Source organism: Atlantibacter hermannii, from assembly GCF_009907385.1.
Taxonomy (GTDB): domain Bacteria; phylum Pseudomonadota; class Gammaproteobacteria; order Enterobacterales; family Enterobacteriaceae; genus Atlantibacter; species Atlantibacter hermannii_A.
Genome location: NZ_JAAATR010000040.1, coordinates 1 through 21,658 on the forward strand (window position 1 = coordinate 1; position 21,658 = coordinate 21,658).

Genomic DNA, 21,658 nt, shown 5'->3' on the forward strand with positions numbered 1-21,658 from the left:
AACACTATCAATAAGTTGGAGTCATTACCCCGGAACAAAACGGATATTAAGTCATTATCAGAAAAAATAAACGATGCGATGGTAGGGCACAATGGTTTATTCATTTCTATAAAAAACATGGAAAATGAAAAAATTGTTGAACTCTATGCCAAAAATTCTGTTGTTCCAGCGGTCCTGCTTAATAAGTCGGGTGATATTCTCGACTATATGATCCAGACGGAAGAAAATAACACCGTGTACCGCAGTATCTCGCGGCGGGTTGCCGTGACGCCGGAACAGGGTAAAAGCAAACATGTCATCATTACGGTTGCCACGGATACTGGGTATCACACCCTGTTTATGGATAAGCTCAGTACCTGGCTGTTCTGGTTCAATATCGGTCTGGTCTTTATTTCTGTTTTTCTGGGCTGGCTGACCACACGTATTGGTCTGAAACCGCTACGGGAAATGACCAGTCTGGCTTCCTCCATGACCGTACACAGCCTGGATCAGCGTCTTAATCCCGATTTGGCTCCGCCGGAAATTTCTGAGACCATGCAGGAGTTCAATAACATGTTCGATCGCCTGGAGGGGTCATTCCGGAAACTGTCAGATTTCTCGTCTGACATCGCGCATGAGCTGCGCACAGCGGTCAGTAATCTGATGATGCAGACGCAGTTTGCACTGGCTAAGGAAAGGGATGTTTCGCATTACCGCGAAATCTTATTCGCTTACCTGGAAGAACTGAAAAGGTTGTCACGAATGACCAGTGATATGCTTTTTCTGGCACGTTCAGAGCATGGTCTGCTGCAGCTGGATAAACATGATGTGGATCTGGCCGCCGAACTGAATGAATTACGTGAGCTGTTCGAGCCTCTGGCAGACGAAACAGGAAAGACAATCACCGTTGAAGGAGAGGGCGTTGTTGCCGGAGACAGCGATATGCTGCGACGTGCTTTCAGTAACCTGCTTTCCAATGCAATCAAGTATTCTCCCGATAACACCTGTACAGCGATACACCTTGAGCGTGACAGTGACTGTGTGAACGTGATGATTACGAATACGATGTCCGGCCAGGTTCCCGCTAATCTGGAACGTTTGTTTGATCGGTTCTATCGAGCTGATTCATCAAGGGTCCACAACACGGAAGGCGCGGGGCTGGGATTATCAATTACAAGGTCGATCATTCATGCTCATGGCGGCGAGCTGTCAGCAGAACAGCAGGGGCGGGAAATTGTGTTCAGTGTGCGCCTGTTAATGGATTAATCCCGTTCTTCAGGAGAAACCTGGAAGGTGACAAAATTGTCATCATTCAGTCACGCGATAAACAGAGGCGGTTTTTTATAATCATACATAAATCAGGAGCAGAGTGATAACGCAATCGCCTGGTTCCTGGAGTGATGAATAACCCGCCCTGAGATCAAATGCTTTCTCTGTTATAAGCCGTTGATTGTTTGGGTATGAAAACACCGGAGACCCAACCATGAAAAAGATCCTTGTATCATTTGTTGCCATTATGGCTGTCGCTTCATCCGCCATGGCTGCAGAGACAATGAACATGCATGACCAGGTAAATAATGCCCAGGCACCCGCCCATCAGATGCAGTCAACCTCTGAAAAAAGCGCTGTTCAGGGAGACAGTATGACAATGATGGATATGAGCGGACACGATCAGGCTGCAATGTCCCATGAAATGATGCAAAACGGCAACGCTTCTGCCCACCAGGACATGGCGGAGATGCATAAAAAAATGATGAAAGGCAAACCAGGGGCCACCAACGAATCAGCAACGTCATTTTCAGAAATGAACGAGCATGAAAAAGCCGCTGTTGTGCACGAGAAGGCGAATAATGGTCAGTCTTCCGTTATTCATCAGCAGCAGGCTGAAAAGCATCGCAGCCAGATCACCCAGAATTAACCCGCAGCTCCACTTGTTAGACCCTCATTTGACGCCGAAGTCACTGGCTTACGCTCCCGTCCGGGAGCGTTTTTTTTATTCTTTCATTTATCATTGAGTCTTATGGGAATGGATTTAATCAGTTACTTAATCCCTGCCTCAGCAACAAGTCCCGGAAAGAGCAGCTTTATATTCCGGGTTTTTCTGCTCATAACCTCAACGGTGGCGCTTAGGATGTACTTTGTAAGTACCCAGAGTGTGTGTCATCAGTACCGGTGTTAATGCACCAGCCCATTCCAGCCATGTATACCCATGTAAATCCCAACAGCAGCAATCAGGGCGCTTGAAATATAGGGGGCTCTTCTGGCGATGGTATTGAAGCCACTCCAGCGTTTGGCGACCTGACGAACGCTGATCGCCGCACCCACTCCAACCGTTACGAGGGTCAATGCCAGGCCGATACTGAAACAAACAACCAGTGTGGCACCCAGCGTAAGCGCTTTAAGCTGAAGGCAGATCAACAATACAGTTATAGCTGCCGGGCAAGGGATAAGCCCTCCTGTCAGTCCAAATATCAGGATTTGCCCGTTGGTTACTTCTTTCCCGTCGAAGCGGCGTTTTATGTCATTGGCATGAGCCAGTTCGTGAGCGTCCTGATACTCTTTCGAATTCACATCCAGCCCATCAAGCTCAGAGTGGTCATGGTCATGGTCGTGTTCAGCGAACGCCACATCATAGTCATGGACATGACCACGATGTCCCAGAGACAGACGTACGTTGAAACTGTGAGGCTCAGGGATGGGAGATGTTGACTCCAGATAATCACCATGATCAACAAATTCAAAAGTCTGAGAGATCGTACTGTTTTCCCGAAGTGTGGTTAATGAGATATCTTCAGAAGCCCATCTTTGGCCACTAAGAGTGCGTAGCCGCCAGTGGGGAAGTTGTCCTTCTTCAAAAATGGACAGTTCAACTTTTCCATGGCCAGTATCGATCAACCTTGTTTCGTCATGGTGATGATGTTCATTCTCCTGCATTCCCTCCAGCCAGTTTTTCTCACCGCTCCAGGTTCGCCAGAACATCCAAAAAGCCGTACCAAGGATGATCACTGAAGAGACCATCTGTAGCCAGGGTTCGGCTGATTCTGCGGTAAATTTATTACTGATATACATCCCTCCAAAAGCAATCAGCCATACGACTGCAGTGTGCGACAATGTTGCCGCGACACCCAGCATCACGGCCTGACGTACGGTGCCTTTTATAGCAATGATGAATGCTGCCATCATTGTTTTGGAGTGCCCGGGCTCCAGTCCATGAAGCGCGCCAAGCAGAATGGCGCTGGGGATGAAAAACCATGCGTTGCCTTGCTGAAGAAGTGTCGTAAATTCGTTCATGAGAATCATTCTTGGTTATTAAGTGTAGGCCGGATTCTACTCCCCCCCAGTAAAATATACTACCCCCCAGTAGAATAACGCTGGTATAGTTACATAAAATATCCAGGAGAGTGAGAGCCCACATGTCACATACCATCCGCGATAAACAAAAACTGAAAGCACGTACAAGCAAGATCCAGGGGCAGGTTGCTGCGCTGAAAAAAATGCTTGATGAACCTCACGAATGTGCCGCTGTACTGCAACAAATAGCCGCCATACGTGGTGCCGTGAATGGTTTATTGCGTGAAGTGATTAAAGGACATTTGACTGAACATATTGTTCATGAAAGTGAAGAACAGAAACGAGAAGAAGACCTGGACGTTGTGCTGAAGGTTCTGGATTCTTACATCAAGTGACAGTTTGGCTAAAAGCCCTGAGCATTAATTTATCTAAATAACACGTTATCAAGTGACGGTTTTGGGCTGTTTGTAGCGGCATAGTGAGTTTGTTTAATCAATGAGCTTTAAGATGCCCCCCTTCATGCAAGGCAACGCGTACATTTCTGGTACATCTACTTCCCTTACTTTGCTCAGGGCAACCCACATTGTTAAAGCCTCTACTCGCTGACCATCAAAATCACCCAACGTCAGATAATGGAAAAAAATTTTGGATGACATTTTGAAACGTGTCCTCTGCTGTGAACGTCGAGAGATGCTACGCGAGAAAGGAGATGACCTACTTAGTATCCTGTTAAGTAGGTCTATCTGAAGAAGTAGACAACTTTAAAGTCTTTTTCATGTTAAAGGAGACAACTTTAATGTCTGTGTACACCTACCTTTGCTCAAATCAAAATGTTCTGACATACCAAAATGGAGTGTAAAATGACTCAAAACCAGGGTTCTGAGCCAGTACCGGCGAGCCGGACAGGGCAGCTCATCAGCGCCCGGGATATGGCCATGCAGAAATTCGAAGAAGGGATGCGGTTAATCTCGGAAGCGTCGGAACTGTGCGGTCTCTCTCTCTTCACCAGCAGAATTATGCAGCCCAACGCATTTGGTCTTCCGTCGTCACTGGATCGCACCATCGAGGAGGGGCGTAAGGAAATTGACCGTAAAACGTGGAAAAGGCTCTTTGAAGAAACAGGTATGGACCGGTACTGGAACCATAAGCAAAAAGAAGCCTTTAACGAATCCCTTCGTACGGATCCGCCCGTCGCTTCCCTGGAGATTGTTAAGGGAACATTACAGCATGCACTGGCTAACAGACGAGACACCCTTGCAGAAGGTTTCGTTGATGTTCTCAACAAGCTTGACCGAAGTTTCAAAAGCAATGCCAGGCAATATACAATGCCAAAAAAGCTTGTTCTTCGGGGGATTTTTCCTGGTGTGAACGTGCTGAGGTACAACGGTTTCTCGCAGGACAATCACTTTTGTTTACGCGACTTTGAGAATATTGTATGCATCTGTTCTGATACTCCAACACCTGCAACCGGCGGTGGGCTGAGTATGGTCGACAGGCTGACGGCCATGAGAAATACAGAATTCACAGGCGAGGTCAGTGATGAGAATGGCTGGCGGTGTCGCCTGTTTGAGAATGGAAACGTTCATATTTGCATCGACAGTATCTCGCTTCTGAATGCTCTGAACGATCTTATCAGCATATATTTTGCAAACCAGCTTCCGGCCGCAGGAAAAAAATGATGATTGAAAATGATAAAGAAAAAAGCCTGAACGATGCTACCCCGCCAGAGGTGCAGAATGACATCCGCAGCGAATCCACTGAAAAATCAAAGGAAATGGGTCGTTCAAGGTACTCATCTATCGCGATGATCGATTACTTCAATGCAATCGAACGTCTGTGCAAAGAGAAAGAAATTAACCCGGAAAATATCGATCTGAGCTTCAAAGTTCACTGGCTCAGAAACGCTGTTGGCGGCTCGTTTGCAAGGTCACAGGAGATGTTCGCGGAGTACCAGAAGTATGTTAAAGAGGTTCCTGAAGAGGCCCGTTACCTGGATATACCCGATGAGGTAAAGGTTGCACTCGGCGATATTATCTCGTACATCACCTGGCACTACCGTAGAAGCTATACCGCAATACAGAATGATAGTGTTAAAAAAGCTGAAGCACGTAGCATGCAGCTGGAGGAGGAGGTAACGCAGCTGTTACAGCGGCTTGAGCAAAGCGCTACCGATATGGATGAGCTGAAACTTGAGAATCAGGCACTACAGGGTCGATTAGAGATCCGGGACAGTACCGTCAAGGAGTTAGAAACAAGGCTGAATGTTGCCGAAGCAGAACTCGAAACCTGCCATCACCAGTTAGATAGCACACGGCATGAATTGAGCCTCGCACAGCAGTCAAATGACTCACTCTCCCAGCAACTGGCTGAACGTAAAACAGAGATCGCTGGTCACCTTGAATATCAAAAAAAGCTGAACGAAGAGATCAACACGCAGCGTTCTGATAACGCCGGTCTTTCCAGACAATGCGACCAGTTAAGTCAGACTGTGTCAGATACAAAGGCAGAGAGGGACAGGTTTGAACAGGAATTGATTGCTGCACAGAACCTTTGTACTGAGCTGAAAAGTGCACTGTCCGGGAAAGAGGGTGACCTGGTGGCGGTGAATGCCGAACTTACTGAACTCCATAAACTAAACGAGTCGCTGAGCGCCGACCTGAATAAAGTAACTTTGGTCAGCCAGGGCTATGAAGCGGAAGTGGCTGAACAAAGCAATGAACTCAAAACGCTCCAGGCCAAAGTAATGAAGCTGGAAGCTACCCTGGAGGCGGAGAAAACAATCTCAGAATCCCTGAAAGGCACCATTGATACATTAACTGGTGCAATGGCAGGGGGAGGTACTGGAAAGTCAAAACAGCCGCGTAGCAGAAAAACATCATGATAAATGAAGCCAGGTTGATACACTTCTCTGCATCCCCTGGCACATAAGAACTTCTGCGGACATTCAGCCCGTCCGCAGGAGTTTTCGTCCTTCAGTCAACAAATGCACTACCTTTTTTGAGTCTCCACTTTCCAGAGCAGAAAACACGTTACCGATTCTACCAACAGCTTGTATCTGAGTGATAACCCCAGTCTTGTAATCATCTAGGATCCCTGACAGGAAAGCGTTCAGTTTTGTCTGTTCGCTTAGCGAAAGCATGTAGGACATTTTTTCTCCATTTTAAGCAGGTGTGTCAGTTGAAAGAGGTTTGCGTGATTCTGGAAAATGAGGCAGCACCATAGTTTCAGATGCTGTGGTCGCATCCCAGTGCCACCATCCATAAGGCCCATATTCACGGTTGTAATAATCTTTTTTGAGTTGCTTTCGGGCCAGATAAGCAGGAGTGGCCATACCAAATACTTCCATCGGGAACGGCTTATCGCTTTTTGTGTCGAGCAGGTAGAAGTCAGGGAACACCTCACTAATACTCGCATCATAACGCATGGGCTTAACGTACTGCCGGTGCTCTGCATCCAGCTTTTCTGCAACAACCGCCTCATAGGAGGAGTCCAGAGGTATCCAGTTCTCGCTAACGTGCATCAGCACAATTTGATGAGCTCTTACAGAAGGGCCTCTGCCGGTTACCGCAGCTGGTGACGTCAACGCAAAGACAACTATTTTCGCCCCGGATTTCCATGCTGCGTACTCCGATGAAAATCGTTTCTTTACGCTATCCCAATGGACTTCTGAATTGAAAAAAATCAGCGGTAGCCCCCCAAAATTCCGCAGGGGTAAAAATTTAAGTGGCTTCTCATGCTTTTCAGCATCGTAGCGAGGTAAAACTGACAGGAGCATGAGACGTTTATCACTCATCGCCTGTGATGAAAGACGCTGAATTTGCGACTGAGCGACAGGTTGTTTCGGGTCAGGTACACCAATGAATAAATGGTCACCTATGCAGGCTCTGCCGGTACGAATTTGTTTAGCGGTTTCAAGCAGACGATACCGTACCAGTGAATCGTTACGTTTCCCTGCCATTTTCGGGTACCAGACATTCAGACCAGACTCTGTCCACAAAAGACTAAGCAAGCCCAGGAGGGTCATTGAGGCCTGACCTCCTTCTGGTCGCTGAACATGGGGCAGGGGAGGCACTTCTGATTTTTCAGGAGGATCTTTCTCTGTCATACCGATACCGAGCCTTACAGCCATATCACCTTCGGTTGTAATCCGGACCACACCACTCGCATATCCTTTCAGGCCGGTATGCCGGGCATCAAGGGAGAAGAATACACAGGAAGGATCATGCTCAATGCCCGTGTTAGCGGCTTTGACGAGAATAAAGGCATCACCGTTCGGTAAAGCACGAACATAAAGTCGCTTTTCTCCTTTTCCACGACATCCGCAGGTGATGACTGATTTTTGACCTGAGGTGTGGTGTGCCTTTTTAAGAGCCGACTGCCACCCTTTAGCAAACTCATCCTGCGTTTGAAAGTCAGGTGAATACCTTTTGACGTTTGGATCGTCGTCGTAAGCAATCATCACTGCGAATTTTTGGCTCATAGTAGTCTCCTAAACAGGAAGTTTAATATCCCAACCAGAGCAACACTTCCTGAGCGTCATACTGTTCCTTTACGCCCATGTCGCTAAAGAATTCTTCGAAATCTGTTTCGGGAACGCAATGCCTGGACAGTTCTTGTAATGCTCGTTCTTTAGATACCGTCTCACCTTCAGCTGATTCGAAATACGTCATGGTTGACCTCTGACATTATTACAACAATCTTAAGCATTTAAATTGATGAAGGAGCTCAGGTCAGCTGACTTCGTCGTAAAACTGCCGCAAGCGCTGGGAGGCTGCAAATTCAATTCGTGACTTCAGCAGTTTGGCGACGGCCGCAAAGACATCAACGACCACGGAGTTCCCAAACTGTCTGTAAGCCTGTGTATTGGACACAGGGATACGGAAAACACTTTCCCCGGGTTTATCGAAGCCCATTAGCCTGCTGCATTCACGTGGCGTTAGCATGCGTGGCCGACGGTCCATGTTGTATGTGTTATGGAAATCAGTTTCTCCCAGTTCATGAGACCAGCCCCGATCAATAAGAATTTCAGATCCGTCTTTCATATAGCGGCTTGAGAGGGTTCTGGTGACACTATTAACATTGGAAGGATCTACTAGTCCAAAACCAAAACCATTGCCTTTTGCCGCATGTTTCTTTGCATAGTTGTATAAGTACTCCCAGAGTTTAGGGGAGAGGATGTATTTACTATCTACGCTCGGATCCAGTAAATCTGAGAGAGAAGGGCGCTTGTCCGGATAAAAGTCTTTAATGTCTCTCAGAGTAAAACCGTCTTTCAGACGTAGGTCGCGGCGAAAACCAATAAGGACGATACGTTCACGGTGCTGGGGTCGGAAATGACGGCCATCGATGACTTTAGGATCATCCGCGCCCGTGCTTTCGCTGTTTGCGACGTCGTAGCCAAGCTCATCGAGCGTTTTCATGATGATGTTAAAGGTATTACCCTTATCGTGACTCTTCAGATTTTTTACGTTTTCCAGAACAAAAATTGCAGGTTGTTTTGCCCGGATGATCCTGGCCACATCAAAGAAGAGCGTACCCTGAGTGTCGCACTCGAAACCGTGTTTGCGACCCATAGAGTTCTTTTTACTGACACCGGCGATGCTGAATGGCTGGCATGGAAATCCCGCAAGAAGAACATCATGATCCGGGATAGAGGCATCGATAAATTTGTATGCCTCGTCATCAGTAACCTCGGGCCGGTTGCTAAGAGTGATGTCACGGATGTCTGAATTGAAGCGGTGCTCGTTCTCATCGCAATACCAGTTCGCCCGGTAAGTACGGCTGGAATAAGTATTCCATTCGCTCGTGAAAAGACATTTACCACCGATGGCATCAAATCCGCTTCGCAGTCCACCTATCCCTGCAAACAGATCGATAAAGCTAAAGTGCCTGTCCTCATAATCAGCAGGTCGTGAAGGTATTAAAGTCTGTAGATAGCGTCCATCTGCGATACTCAGCTCACAATGCTCAGGTATGCATGTAACCTGACGTTTAAGGGATGCACGGGACCAATTACTGCCATTTTCATCATTTAATACCTGAGCCAGATATTTCAGGTCATAAATGGTCGAAGCTGTTAACAAAGTTTTGTGGATCAGAGATGGTGTTTTATCCACATCATTCAGGTCTGTCTCAAGATCATGAGTGTAACGTTTCATCCAAACTCTCTCAGGAATAATATCTTTGAGATAGATTAACACGCTTAATTTGGATTATTTTTTGGTTCAGGTTCTAAATTTATTGTGATTATTCTGCCTTTAAGTTGCAAAAAGATTGGTTTTAAGCCCGCCCATGAAATAATGACTTGTTAAAATACTGCCTGTAAATAGGCTTGTGGATACATGTCTGTACTCAACAAATCAAGGTGAAATGATGTTTTTTTTAACAAAGTTACTTTTGCCCATCATGATTGTTGTATTCCCAGTGGCGTCCTGGGGGAACTCAACAACTTTTGAGGCAAAGGTGGTTAAGATTGTTGACGGTGACACCATAACTGCGTTGGATGCTCAAAACACAACCATCAAAATACGGATGTATGGTATAGACGCTCCTGAATCTAAACAGGCTTTTGGCCAAAAAGCAAAACAGGCCTTAACCACAGCTATAGCAACTAAAATCGTTACCGTGATAGACCATGGTACGGATATCTATGGCCGTATGTTAGGTACCATCTGGTTAGATGGATATGATATCAATGCCTCTATGGTGGACAGTGGATATGCGTGGGTTTATCGGTTCGAAGATAACGCCATTGTCCCTGGCTATATCAAATATGAATCCGCAGCACAAAAGGAGGCAAAAGGGTTATGGGCAGACACCAACCCTGTCCCACCATGGCAGTGGAGACAGGCAAACGAAAAGCCCAGAAAGGTGAAAGGGAAGAAATAACCATGATGAAAGAGCCTCATCCGTTACTTCAGTTGGTACTAAACGATTCCGGTCGTCTAACCATGCCTGTTTATTATAGAGATCAACAGTATTGCCCGACTTGCCTTACAAAGGTGTTGAAGAGTGAGGATGGAAGTTTGGCGCACCTCGGGGAAATAAATCAAAATACATGTAGACCTTCTATTTCAGTAGTTGTGACAAAAGCAATTATTGAAATGTTATGTGACGGGGAAAAAATATTTGTAAATCCAATACGATACCGAGGCCGGGTGCTGGCACCCTCAGTAATTTTTTCTCCCGACACTCACACTTTCAAACCGTTTATAAATACAGACTATCAGCCTGTGGGAGCAAACTGGAAAAGTGAAAAGGGATATAAACTCGGTCTGTTTTATCTCAAAGATCGAGCCAACTCTATCAATAAAGAGGAATTTGATTTCATTGCCGTTATAGACCCTAAGGCAATGCAGAAAGAATTTATTTCGGCCTGGTCTGAGGTTGATGAAAAAAATCCATTGGAAACGCTGAAGCAGATCTTACGATCTAAAAACAACTCTTCTTTATGGGTAAAATGGCCTGGCAAAATTGAGCATGCGCAAAAAGGAAATTGCAACGAAAATTACTGGTTCGATTATCAATCTGATAATCAGGAAGTGAACTGTACGGTCTCTGTTGTAGGTATCGAAGGTAACAGTTCCGGTGAGACAATTTATAGATTGCAAACTTTGCTAAAGCGTAAGCTCAATGAATATCAACTGGTTCGGTCTTTAGGGACTATTATGCTTCTTGATAATACCGGGAATATGATTCCATCAAACCATCCTTATTTTGAAGTCATCTCAAAAGCATGTATAAATGGAGTGCGTGACTTTGTTCGTCAAAACCCGTGGGTAGTCTGACGGTCAACTATAAAGCATAATATAATTAGTAATAACAAGGAACAGACATGAATGAAAACTCAGTAATCTTAATAAGTTTATTTTGGTTTTTTTTTGGATCGAGTGTTGTAGCTGGTTTTATGGATGCATCATTATATTGCTGGATTTTTGCAGCCATAAGCGCATTGTTTCTTCTTTCGGTGATACAAACACCAAAGGAGTTAACGGTATCTATTCTTCTTGCGGTACTTATGGCAAGCTCCGCAGGTGTTTTCATTCTGGCTTATAAAGTCAAAACGAATGTCGTTTCACCAATCTATCTCTTAAAAAAGCCTACTGCATACATGGCTGAAATAGATAACCGAAGGATTCATGGTTACTAAATATTTTGCAATTGCATCATTTGACGGTCCGGGTTTATTTACCCACAGCATCGACTAATTCAAGAGGTTACATATGATAGTTTCAGAAGCAATTTTTTATTCTTCTATTATTTCCTGGGTTCTTTATTGGTGGTTTATTGGAAATATTACTAAAAAGGTAGGGATGCTTGTTGTTCCACTCACGCTTACCTTCGGATGTTACATTTATGCAATTCATTTGGATGATTCCGAACAGCAAACCAATTTACGTTGGGAGCAGATCGGTTTTATTACCTTTATAATTGTGATAATGTGGGCAGGAAAGTTTGTGATGAAAAGACTATCTGAATGATGATCTAATCCACACTTTTCGATATCTTAGAAAAGTAACTTTGTGAGCAAACAGTCATATGACATGCAAAACGCTGATCTCAAAGACAGATGATGGATACACATTTAGCATTTCACCTTACGAAGACGGGTACCGCTTATCAGTCTCGCCTGAAAATCGTCACAATGGTACCCAAAGCTTTGACGGCTGGTTCCCACGTTTTTTTTCCGAACCACAGTATGCCAAATCATCTTTAACTAAGTTTCTCGGTGAGTCCTTAGTATGGGAAGAAGATTCAAGTAATGCTCTATGAGATTACTTATTATAAATTTTTCTATTAATCTCCATGGAGTGATATATGAATTTGGCCTATTTTTTATTTTTGTCTATAACTGTTATGCTTACGAGCTTTATTATTAAATCACTTGTCGTATTGGTAAAGTTCAAATTACTTCGTGATGAACGTCTCGAATATACCAGCAATAAAAATATTGATGAGATGTACGATTTAATGAATGCGAAGGAAGAAATCCTCATAAGGCATCATAAGCAGATGTTGGCATTGCATCTTTCACTATTAATATTCGTTCTATTTATTGCTTACATTTACTAAAAATAATTTTATTCAACATTTCAACAAAGGGTTTTCAATGGAAAGCTTCGAAACTGAACAAATGATTCAATATGCTTTCTACATAAATATCGTAATAACGACTGGTTTGGCATGGTTTTGCTTGCGGTCAGGATTGCATTACAATTTTTTCAGAAAAGCAGAGAGTGCCAGAACAAAAGGGCTGAGTAGTACCTCTACTGAACACGGTCCAGCAATTGTGAGAATAAAGAAGCTACAAGCATTAGTAGATTTTATTAGTAACTGTGCTTTTCTAATCCTTTCAATTGGCACAGCTTATATTTTGTATTTTTGGATCCACAGTTAACTCATACAAGGTAACTTCGGCAAATAACAACTTCTAATGCAGGACTTTAATAACTATAACGGATGCTACATGAAAAACGACAGTTTAATTACGCGGTATAAAATACTTAAAGGCGAACGCGATGAGTCTATCTTCACCATAATAATCGCGCTAGTAGTAAAGCTGGGGCTGGTAGCCCTGGCATTCTATCTGTTGCTTGGTTCCACGATTGATTGGTCAAGCTGGAAAACCTATGCCGCCATGTTGATCTTTGGAGCATTTCTCTAAAAGGATGACCACGGCAATACCAGGTCAGACAACAAGGTCGTTAGCATGATCGTTGGAAGCAACGGAAGCACCTTGAAAAAGGTCGGCAGCACTATAAAATCCATCAGCAATGCACACAAATAAACTACTGGTATCTTAAAATGAAAGTGAAAGAGTTGATCGCCATGCTGAACGAAAGAGACCCTGAGGCAATTGTTCTGATTTCCGGCTATGAAACGATCGGCGGCACGGAAGTCGCAGAAGCTGATTTGCTCATTGATATGCAGTCAATATGCTTAGAACAGGCTGATAATCTCACAGGAAACCGTAAAGTTGTTTCTTCCGGTGGTGAAGATTCAGTTTGGTTAGGCTGGAAAGATGATTACCGTACAAAGGTGTTTTTAGAAGATGCCCAAATTCCTGATCAAGATGAATGACGGTCAGCGTTGGCTTCAAAGGCAATCTATCAGTACGTGAAACGTAAATGTTAAAAAATAACCACATATGAATCAATAACTTATGTCAAAGCTAAGTAGAGATGTCCGGGGTGGGGCAAAGTTCAAATGTCCTTTGATAATATTGAATTCCTGGATAAAAATCGCATCTTAACCTCTTCGTTTGAGTACCTTGTTGGGTTGACCCCGTATTCGCTTTATTTGTAGTATTGGGCTGCTTTGAAGTGTTTCATGTTCAAACGCGACGTGTTCTGTAAGTTCTTCCTGACAACAGAGCCGACAATATATACACATCCGCTATGGAGAATCTGACAACCGCTATGCGTATTACGCCACCCTGAGTTTTTCCTTCCTCTGTCGTACTGAGCAAGCCTCAGCACGCACTCAATAACATCCCGTCTGCGGATGTGCTTTACCGTACGTAAAAATGTAGCCCTCCAGGGCTGACTGTATCTAAAAACTGAGAAATTACTATGTTGCTGTCCTCGACGCGTAAGGACTGGCTGGGTAACGTCCGTGGTGACGTTCTGGCCGGTATTGTTGTCGCGCTCGCACTCATTCCAGAAGCGATCGCCTTTTCCATTATCGCCGGTGTTGATCCCCAGGTGGGCCTCTACTCGGCGTTCTGTATTCCTCTCGTTATGGCCTTCTTTGGCGGACGTCCGGCGATGATTTCGTCCTCCACCGGTGCAATGGCTCTCCTGATGGTGACGCTGGTGAAAGATCATGGCTTACAGTATTTACTGGCTGCCTCCATACTGACCGGGGTATTCCAGCTGATAGCCGGATATCTGAAGCTTGGCGGGCTGATGCGTTTTGTTTCACGCTCAGTGGTCACAGGGTTTGTTAATGCACTGGCAATACTGATTTTTATGGCCCAGTTGCCTGAGCTGACCAATGTGACATGGCATGTTTATGCCATGACTGCGGCAGGGCTGGGGATCATCTATCTCTTCCCTTATATCAACAAAACCATTCCTTCACCGCTTGTGTGCATCGTGGTGCTGACTGGGATTGCCATGTGGCTGCATCTGGATGTGCGAACCGTCGGGGATATGGGGAAACTTCCCGACAGTCTGCCGGTCTTCCTGCTCCCGGACGTGCCTTTAAATCTTCAGACGCTGCTCATCATCCTGCCATATTCTGCGGGGCTTGCGGTGGTTGGCCTGCTTGAGTCGATGATGACCGCCACTATCGTGGATGACATGACCGACACGCCAAGCGACAAAAACAGGGAGTGCAAAGCTCAGGGCATCGCGAACATCTGCACATCCTTTATCGGAGGAATGGCAGGCTGCGCGATGATTGGGCAATCTGTTATCAACGTAAAATCCGGTGGACGCGGACGACTTTCAACCCTCACGGCGGGCGTGGTGCTGCTTTGCCTGATTGTGTTCCTGCGCAACTGGGTCTCCCAAATTCCGATGGCAGCGCTGGTCGCGGTGATGATTATGGTTTCCATCGGGACATTCTCCTGGCGCTCCATTGCCAACCTGCGGACACACCCCCTTTCAACCAGCGTGGTCATGCTTGCCACCGTCGCGGTTGTGGTGGCAACACATAATCTGGCCTTCGGTGTGCTGACCGGTGTACTGATTGCTTCGCTCAATTTTGCCACTAAAGTATCCCGGTTCATGCGTGTAACCTCAGTTCTGGAGGGGACGAGCCGGACGTATACCGTCACCGGCCAGGTATTCTTTGCATCAGCAGACCGCTTTACGAGCCACTTTGATTTCCGTGAAGCGATTGAGAATGTGGTGATAGACGTTTCACATGCCCATTTCTGGGACATCACGTCCGTCAGCGCCCTGGATAAGGTGGTCATTAAGTTCCGTAGAGAGGGCGCCGGGGTTGAAATACGTGGGATGAATGAAGCCACCCGCACCATCGTTGACCGGTTTGGTGTTCACGATAAACCTGAAGAAGTCGAAAAACTGATGGGCGGTCATTAACAGACTGGAGGGAAAACTATGAATAATACTGTTACAGCCTGTGTGGACGGTTCACTTTCAACGCGGTCAGTGTGTGAATATGCGGCGTGGGCAGCCCGCACTTTGCAATCACAGCTAGCACTGTTGCACGTTATCGAAAAAGACAGCACCCCGGTAGTGTCAGACCTGACCGGCACTCTCGGCATAGACAGTCAGCAATTGCTGACCGATGAGCTGGTAGAAATTGAAGGGCAACGTAATCGCCTGCTGATGGCCCAGGGGAAAGCAATACTGGAAAGTTGTGCTGAACTGCTTCAAAAACAGGGAAGCCCGGATGTGCTTTTGATGCAAAAACACGGTACACCGGATGAAGTTCTGGCAGAGCTGAGCGACCTTCGTCTCATGGTGCTGGGGCGTCGGGGTAGCCAGCATCCGGTAGGCTCTCATCTGGAAAGCGTTATTCGTCTGCAAAAGAAACCCCTACTGGTTGTTCCGGAGAACTACTCAGTGCCTTCCAGAGTCATGCTGGCTTATGATGGCAGTGAAGAAAGCAGGAGTAACCTGGAACGTCTGACGATGAGTCCCTTACTCAGGGGGCTGGAGTGCCACCTTGTCATGGTAAACGGTAAGAAGGAAGAGCTGCTGACCGCACAGCAAATTTTACGTGACGCGGATATAGAAAACAGCACAACACATCTTACCGGGCAATCAGTCGGGGACGCGCTTATTCGTTACGCCGAGGAAAATGCTGTCGATCTGATAGTGATGGGGGCCTACGGTCATTCCAGGTTGCGGCAGTTCTTTATCGGTAGTCATACCTCCGAAATGCTGCAAAAGACGCAACAACCGCTTCTTATCCTCCGTTAGCACTGATTATCTTAAATAAAAAAGGGCGAGTTCTCTCGCCCTTCGTCACAAGAACACGTTTAGTTCAGCCGGTTACCTTTTTCATCAACTACCTTCTCACCGTCCTCTTTCGTGAACGCGCTTTTCTGCGCATCGGGAAGAATATCCAGCACGACTTCAGAAGGGCGGCATAGCCGGGTACCCAGCGGCGTTACCACGATAGGGCGATTGATCAGAACAGGGTGCTGCAACATAAAATCGATTAACTGCTCGTCAGTAAAGCGGTCTTCCGCCAGCCCTAACGCTTCAAAAGGTTCGACATTCTTACGCAGCAGCGCTCGTACCGTGATCCCCATATCCGCAATGAGTTTTACCAGCTCAGCTCGTGATGGTGGGGTTTCAAGATAATGAATAACGGTCGGCTCTGTACCGCTGTTGCGGATCATTTCAAGGGTATTGCGTGACGTGCCGCAGGCCGGGTTGTGATAAATGGTAATGTTGCTCATATCAGTATCTCATTACAAAGTGAAAGACAGACGAAGCGCCAGTGCTGCAAGCGTGACAAACAGCACGGGGATTGTCATGACAATGCCCACCCGGAAGTAATATCCCCAGGTAATTTTGATATTTTTCTGCGACAGAACGTGCAGCCACAGTAACGTTGCCAGACTGCCGATAGGGGTAATTTTTGGCCCCAGGTCGCTGCCGATGACGTTGGCGTAAATCATCGCTTCTTTGATAACACCGGTCGCTGTGCTGCCATCAATCGACAGCGCCCCGACCAGCACGGTCGGCATATTGTTCATCACTGATGACAGGAAGGCCGTCAGGAAGCCCGTACCCAGCGTTGCCGCCCACAATCCCTGCTCTGCCAGCTGATTCAGCAAGGAAGAGAGATAGTGGGTCAGACCGGCATTTCGTAAGCCGTAGACCACCAGGTACATCCCCAGCGAGAAGATAACGATTTGCCAGGGCGCACCACGCAGCACCTTACCGGTGTTAATGGCATGCCCTTTTTTCGCAACAGCAAACAGAAGCAATGCACCAGCGGCTGCGACCAAACTGACCGGTACGCCCAGCGGCTCCAGTCCGAAGAATCCCACCAGAAGCAACACCAGAACCAGCCAGCCGGTTTTAAAGGTATTCACATCACGTATAGCGTCTTTCGGTTCTTTCAACAGAGAAACGTCGTAAACGGCGGGAATGTCCTTACGGAAAAACAGATGCAGCATCACCAGCGTAGCCGCAATCGCGGCCAGGTTAACCGGGACCATCACGGCGGCATATTCTGAGAAACCAAGCTTAAAGAAATCCGCCGAGACGATATTCACCAGGTTTGAGACAATCAGTGGCAGGCTTGCCGTGTCAGCGATAAACCCTGCGGCCATGATAAACGCTAAGGTTGCTCCCCGGCTGAATCCCAGCGCCAGCAGCATCGCGATAACGATAGGTGTCAGGATCAGTGCCGCACCGTCGTTGGCAAACAGTGCCGCAACCATCGCACCAAGCAGGACGATCCAGGTGAAGAGCAGCCGCCCCCGGCCATTCCCCCAACGGGCAACGTGCAGCGCGGCCCATTCAAAGAAGCCGGATTCGTCGAGCAGAAGACTGATGATGATCACGGCGATAAAGGTGGCGGTCGCATTCCACACTATCTGCCAGACCACCGGAATATCCCCCAGATGAACGACGCCAGTCAGCAATGCCAGAATTGCGCCCAGTGAGGCACTCCAGCCAATCCCCAGCCCTCTGGGTTGCCAGATAACCAGGACGAGCGTGAATAAAAAGATAGCACCAGCCAGTAACATCAGAAACTCCATTCACATTTGTTTATTCGGATATATATATCGCCATCAGCAGGAGACAGATGCCACGCTACTGAGCTTGTTGCGTATGTTTTCTCGTTCACAGTTCCAGGCTGTATCAATAATACCCGCAGCCCATGCTGGCATGTGTGGCGACAGTCGGTAATGCACCCATTTTCCTTCGCGACGGTCGATGACCAGCTCGGCTTCACGTAAAAGGGCCATATGGCGAGAAATTTTTGGCTGAGACTCTGCGGTTGCCGCACAGATGTCACAGACGCACATTTCACCGGACTCCCTGAGAAGCATCACGATAGTTGAACGGGTCTCGTCGGCGAGCAGTTTAAAAAGCTGAACAGGCTGTAGCATGCTTAACCTCGTAAAAAAATAACAATACATATGGTATTTCATATGTGATAACTTTTAAAGCATAGCTTATGAAATGGAGATTTTTTATGACCGACTTACCAGCAATCGAACCGGCTTATTTTGATGATGCGCTTGCCAGCAAACTTACGGGCAACAACGAAACCATGCCGCGAATTCTCATCCTGTACGGTTCAGTACGAGAGCGGTCCTACAGTCGTTTTGCAGCGGAAGAGGCCGGGCGGTTGCTGGCAAAGATGGGGGCTGAGGTGAAAATATTTAACCCATCCGGTCTGCCGTTACCCGATGATGCGCCCGAAAGTCACCCCAAAGTGCTTGAACTCCGCGAGCTGGTCAGGTGGTGTGACGGAATGGTCTGGAGTTCTCCGGAAAGACATGGCGCCATGAGCTCGGTGATGAAGGCCCAGATTGACTGGATACCCCTGAGTGAAGGTGCTGTTCGTCCTTCCCAGGGTAAAACGCTGGCCGTCATGCAGGTTTGTGGTGGTTCACAGTCGTTTAACACGGTCAATCAGATGCGGATACTTGGCCGCTGGATGCGGATGTTCACCATCCCCAATCAGTCGTCAGTGCCAAAGGCATGGCAGGAATTTGATGATGAAGGGCGCATGAAACCCTCACCCTGGTATGACAGGATTGTCGACGTTACCGAAGAGTTGTTCAAAATGACGTTACTCCTGAAAGGGCACACAGCCTACCTGTCCGACCGCTACAGCGAAAGGAAAGAGAGTCATCAGGAGCTCGCGGCACGGGTCAATCAGGCCAAAATCTGACAGCCAGGCATGCCCGGATGGATTACCGGGCTTTAAATCGGTTTCTTCCCAAATATCTCTTCAGAGCGTGACTGAAGTTTCACCAGGGCATTGAACATATCGTCCTGATCCAGGGAACGCTGGGATTTCTTCGTCGTGGGAGCTTTACGCCTGCGAGAAGGGCCGTCTCCGGATGGTACGGATTGCGACCGGTTATTATCCCGCTCGGCCTGGACCAGCTGCGCCATTTCCAGGGCCCGCCCCAGACGTTTGTTATCCACAATGGCCCCCTGATCGATTTCAGAAAGCTTGTCATAGGTGGAGTAGGGAAGTGATACGCCATTAAGCCGGAGCTCTTTATGTCCATCCGGGTAATGCCAGACATCGATGTATTTACCAATCGCCCGACGACTGAATTCGCTGTCTTCAATCAGATAAAGGACTTTGTCGTATTGCACTGTGAGTGATTTCGACACTTTACGAGCTTCACGCCAGTTAAATACCATATCAAGATCGTCATCGACATCCAGTTCCCGATGAACATCAAACGCCTGGCGAGGCGCTTTTGCGAAACGACGGTTGTAATCGTTCATGAACTCTTCGGCAAATGCGTTCGCAGCTTCCATGGAACTGATGCCCTGGAGCCTGAGCTCCTTGACCAGTCGGTCCTGAAGCGTCAGGTGCGCCCGTTCAACGCGGCCTTTGGCAGCACTGGTTTCTGCACAAATGGTCTGAATGTTCAGTTCATGCATCGCACGGCCAAACTGGGTATCGCCGTCGCCGCCGGTTGCATTTTTATTGTTGATCCTGAATACGCTGGCTTTGTCGCTGTACAGCGCAAGCGGTTTGCCATGTTTTTCAATATAGCCCCGGGTCGCTTCAAAATAGGTGAAAGTAGACTCAGATTTCACGAAAAGAAGCTGCATTAAACGACTGGTTGCGTCATCAACGTAAACCAGTGCCGTACACTTAGGTCCCCGATTTTCAAACCAGTGGTGGTCGCAGCCGTCGATTTGTATGAGTTCACCGGCACAGGCACGGCGGTAACGAGGTTGCTGAATTTTTGGCGCACGTTGCTTACGTGGGACCCACAGACTGGCCTGAGTCATCAGCTTACGGACGGTTTCTTTGGAAAGATGAACACCGTGCACCTCAGACAGTTTTTCACAGGCCAGCGTCGGACCGAAATCGTTATAGCGTTCGCGAATAATGTTCAGCGCGTATGCGGCCAGTCCCTGAGGCAACTGGTTGTTACTGGATTTACCACGACGGCGGCTGGTCATGCCAATCGGACCATCTTCACGATAACGCGCAAGCAGACGACGGCACTGACGGTCGGAGATACCAAGCCGCTGAGCTGCCATTTGTGTTGTCAGACGCCGGTCGATGACATCCTGAATGATTTTGAGTCGGTTAACTTCATCCAATGTGAAAAACTCCGCTGCGAGAGCCGTCATGGTAATCCTTACTTGATTATACACGCCGGACATCTTAACTTAGCCATTATCGGACATTACAACTTTGCTACTACAACTTATGTCAAAGCAAGTTTAAAATGTCACCTCTTTGTGCAAGATAGAAAGGGCACTTTCAGCCTATGTAATCATATTAATGTGACTGCTGCGTTATCCCACTCAACCAATTAATAAAGCAAAAGTTAAATATGAAAGACTGGAATAAAAATATAACGAAAACATCTTAATATGGAAATATCTGTGTCAACGGGATCTTTAGTTATTGAATATCTGGTTCTAAATAGGTTCTACATTCAACGGGAAGGGAAACCAAATATCTATATGTTTTTTATAAATACCATTACGTGGCAAACAACAATCTGCATATTTTTTTAAAGAATCTCCACATGGACAAATATTTTCTGGCGATAATACTCCATCATGTTCTTTCGCCTTAAATCTCCAGGTCGTAATATTGAAAATTTGATGTGGGGATTGTATGTATTTGACAACACTAATTAAAGTTGAATAGTTATAATGATCACCATCATTGGAGAAAAAAACACTACATTTGTTAACGGGATTACTAACTATGTCATAAGTAATTAATTCAAAATCGATCACTTCATCAAAGCAAAGAACTCCATTATAAAGTTTATTTTTAACATGACCACAATCATTAATAAAACTACGGGTTGTATTACATACTGAACATTTCACTTCTTTTATTATTTCACGAGAACTACCGAAGATTTTATATGGGAATAACGCCTGCCAATTACATACCATTCTCGCTAAGAAGTTAACACCATAGAAATTAACCTCAGGCAGAAACTCATTATTTTCTTTAATATGTATTAAATCTATTTCTATCCTTTCAAGTTCTACCCATGCTTCATAAAAATCACCTCTTGTAAGTAAATTAATGACTTGAATATATTTTAAATGGGCTAGTAAAATTGTTTTGTATAAAAACAATCTGTTTGATTCATTATTCAAGCTCAAGGATTGAGCTTTTTTTAACTCAGCATTAAGATAATCAAGAATAGCACTATCTTCTTGAGTAATACACATCCAACGCTTTAACTTTTCGTGAATATTCATAATATCTATAT

At 46.3% G+C, this 21,658-nt stretch carries 23 protein-coding genes; 14 read left to right on the forward strand and 9 right to left on the reverse strand.

Going from position 1 to position 21,658, the window contains the following annotated elements:
* Positions 1-1,245, forward strand: a 1,245-nt coding sequence (gene pcoS / locus GV764_RS11715; RefSeq protein WP_139496126.1) for a copper resistance membrane spanning protein PcoS, incomplete at its 5' end; no start/stop codon positions are given.
* Between the two features lie 217 nt (positions 1,246-1,462).
* Complete coding sequence (locus GV764_RS11720) at positions 1,463-1,897, forward strand: hypothetical protein (protein ID WP_000723070.1); 435 nt, start codon at positions 1,463-1,465, stop codon at positions 1,895-1,897.
* A 257-nt stretch (positions 1,898-2,154) separates the two neighbouring features.
* On the opposite strand, the gene GV764_RS11725 is transcribed toward GV764_RS11720, so the two are convergent.
* Positions 2,155-3,270 carry a nickel/cobalt efflux protein RcnA gene (locus GV764_RS11725; RefSeq protein ID WP_001572377.1) on the reverse strand — a complete coding sequence of 372 codons (1,116 nt, stop codon included), beginning with the start codon at positions 3,268-3,270 and terminating at the stop codon, positions 2,155-2,157.
* Positions 3,271-3,392: 122 nt separating this feature from the next.
* On the opposite strand from GV764_RS11725, the gene rcnR reads away from it, so the two are divergent.
* The 3 genes from rcnR (at position 3,393) to GV764_RS11740 (ending at position 6,151) form a co-directional block, all read left to right on the forward strand.
* Positions 3,393-3,665, forward strand: a complete 273-nt coding sequence (gene rcnR / locus GV764_RS11730) for a Ni(II)/Co(II)-binding transcriptional repressor RcnR (protein WP_000019951.1) — start codon at positions 3,393-3,395, stop codon at positions 3,663-3,665.
* A gap of 465 nt (positions 3,666-4,130) precedes the next feature.
* Entirely contained in the window at positions 4,131-4,949 is an 819-nt protein-coding gene (locus GV764_RS11735) for a DUF4942 domain-containing protein (RefSeq protein WP_000193209.1), read from the forward strand.
* The gene (locus GV764_RS11740; RefSeq protein ID WP_001572381.1) at positions 4,946-6,151 is read left to right on the forward strand and encodes a coiled-coil domain-containing protein; all 1,206 of its coding nucleotides are present in this window, start codon (positions 4,946-4,948) and stop codon (positions 6,149-6,151) included. Before GV764_RS11735 ends, GV764_RS11740 begins: the two co-directional genes overlap by 4 nt.
* 279 nt (positions 6,152-6,430) lie before the next feature.
* Here the strand turns inward: GV764_RS11740 and GV764_RS11745 are convergent, their stop codons facing one another.
* The 3 genes from GV764_RS11745 to GV764_RS11750 are packed head-to-tail and all read right to left on the reverse strand — an operon-like array spanning position 6,431 to position 9,428.
* On the reverse strand, positions 6,431-7,750 hold the full coding sequence (locus tag GV764_RS11745; protein ID WP_000078514.1) for a DUF1173 family protein: 1,320 nt from the start codon (positions 7,748-7,750) through the stop codon (positions 6,431-6,433).
* Positions 7,751-7,772: 22 nt separating this feature from the next.
* Positions 7,773-7,940: a hypothetical protein gene (locus tag GV764_RS21985; RefSeq protein ID WP_000220758.1), complete on the reverse strand. Its 168-nt coding sequence runs from the start codon at positions 7,938-7,940 to the stop codon at positions 7,773-7,775.
* A gap of 60 nt (positions 7,941-8,000) precedes the next feature.
* On the reverse strand, positions 8,001-9,428 hold the full coding sequence (locus tag GV764_RS11750) for a DNA cytosine methyltransferase (RefSeq protein ID WP_000833382.1): 1,428 nt from the start codon (positions 9,426-9,428) through the stop codon (positions 8,001-8,003).
* 214 nt (positions 9,429-9,642) lie between these two features.
* On the opposite strand from GV764_RS11750, the gene GV764_RS11755 reads away from it, so the two are divergent.
* The 8 genes from GV764_RS11755 (at position 9,643) to GV764_RS11790 (ending at position 16,166) form a co-directional block, all read left to right on the forward strand.
* The gene (locus tag GV764_RS11755) at positions 9,643-10,158 is read left to right on the forward strand and encodes a thermonuclease family protein (protein WP_031942328.1); all 516 of its coding nucleotides are present in this window, start codon (positions 9,643-9,645) and stop codon (positions 10,156-10,158) included.
* Positions 10,159-10,160: 2 nt separating this feature from the next.
* Positions 10,161-11,057, forward strand: coding sequence for a hypothetical protein (locus GV764_RS11760; RefSeq protein WP_000975181.1), 897 nt, complete (start codon positions 10,161-10,163; stop codon positions 11,055-11,057).
* Positions 11,058-11,104: 47 nt separating this feature from the next.
* Positions 11,105-11,419 (forward strand): hypothetical protein, encoded by a 315-nt coding sequence (locus GV764_RS11765; protein ID WP_001005009.1) that lies wholly within the window; start codon positions 11,105-11,107, stop codon positions 11,417-11,419.
* A 73-nt stretch (positions 11,420-11,492) separates the two neighbouring features.
* Positions 11,493-11,750 (forward strand): hypothetical protein, encoded by a 258-nt coding sequence (locus GV764_RS11770; RefSeq protein WP_000637193.1) that lies wholly within the window; start codon positions 11,493-11,495, stop codon positions 11,748-11,750.
* Positions 11,751-12,736: 986 nt separating this feature from the next.
* The gene (locus tag GV764_RS11775; protein WP_001371914.1) at positions 12,737-12,934 is read left to right on the forward strand and encodes a hypothetical protein; all 198 of its coding nucleotides are present in this window, start codon (positions 12,737-12,739) and stop codon (positions 12,932-12,934) included.
* Between the two features lie 140 nt (positions 12,935-13,074).
* Entirely contained in the window at positions 13,075-13,350 is a 276-nt protein-coding gene (locus GV764_RS11780) for a hypothetical protein (RefSeq protein WP_000864986.1), read from the forward strand.
* A 491-nt stretch (positions 13,351-13,841) separates the two neighbouring features.
* Positions 13,842-15,320, forward strand: a complete 1,479-nt coding sequence (locus GV764_RS11785) for a SulP family inorganic anion transporter (protein ID WP_000927306.1) — start codon at positions 13,842-13,844, stop codon at positions 15,318-15,320.
* An 18-nt stretch (positions 15,321-15,338) separates the two neighbouring features.
* The gene (locus tag GV764_RS11790; RefSeq protein ID WP_001066652.1) at positions 15,339-16,166 is read left to right on the forward strand and encodes a universal stress protein; all 828 of its coding nucleotides are present in this window, start codon (positions 15,339-15,341) and stop codon (positions 16,164-16,166) included.
* Positions 16,167-16,225: 59 nt separating this feature from the next.
* Here GV764_RS11790 and arsC read toward each other — a convergent pair whose 3' ends face one another.
* From arsC to GV764_RS11805, 3 genes are read right to left on the reverse strand one after another with little or no spacing between them, the layout of a single operon-like run.
* Positions 16,226-16,651, reverse strand: coding sequence for a glutaredoxin-dependent arsenate reductase (arsC, locus tag GV764_RS11795; RefSeq protein WP_000065802.1), 426 nt, complete (start codon positions 16,649-16,651; stop codon positions 16,226-16,228).
* Between the two features lie 12 nt (positions 16,652-16,663).
* A complete protein-coding gene (locus tag GV764_RS11800; protein WP_000922628.1) occupies positions 16,664-17,953 on the reverse strand; it encodes an arsenic transporter in 1,290 nt (429 codons plus the stop codon).
* Positions 17,954-17,998: 45 nt separating this feature from the next.
* Positions 17,999-18,319, reverse strand: a complete 321-nt coding sequence (locus GV764_RS11805; protein ID WP_000941305.1) for a transcriptional regulator — start codon at positions 18,317-18,319, stop codon at positions 17,999-18,001.
* 86 nt (positions 18,320-18,405) lie between these two features.
* On the opposite strand from GV764_RS11805, the gene arsH reads away from it, so the two are divergent.
* On the forward strand, positions 18,406-19,110 hold the full coding sequence (gene arsH / locus GV764_RS11810) for an arsenical resistance protein ArsH (protein WP_000130816.1): 705 nt from the start codon (positions 18,406-18,408) through the stop codon (positions 19,108-19,110).
* Positions 19,111-19,142: 32 nt separating this feature from the next.
* Here arsH and GV764_RS11815 read toward each other — a convergent pair whose 3' ends face one another.
* Positions 19,143-20,546, reverse strand: coding sequence for an ISNCY family transposase (locus tag GV764_RS11815; RefSeq protein WP_000125668.1), 1,404 nt, complete (start codon positions 20,544-20,546; stop codon positions 19,143-19,145).
* Positions 20,547-20,840: 294 nt separating this feature from the next.
* Positions 20,841-21,658: hypothetical protein (locus GV764_RS11820; RefSeq protein ID WP_236651869.1), on the reverse strand; the 818-nt coding region annotated here is incomplete at its 5' end.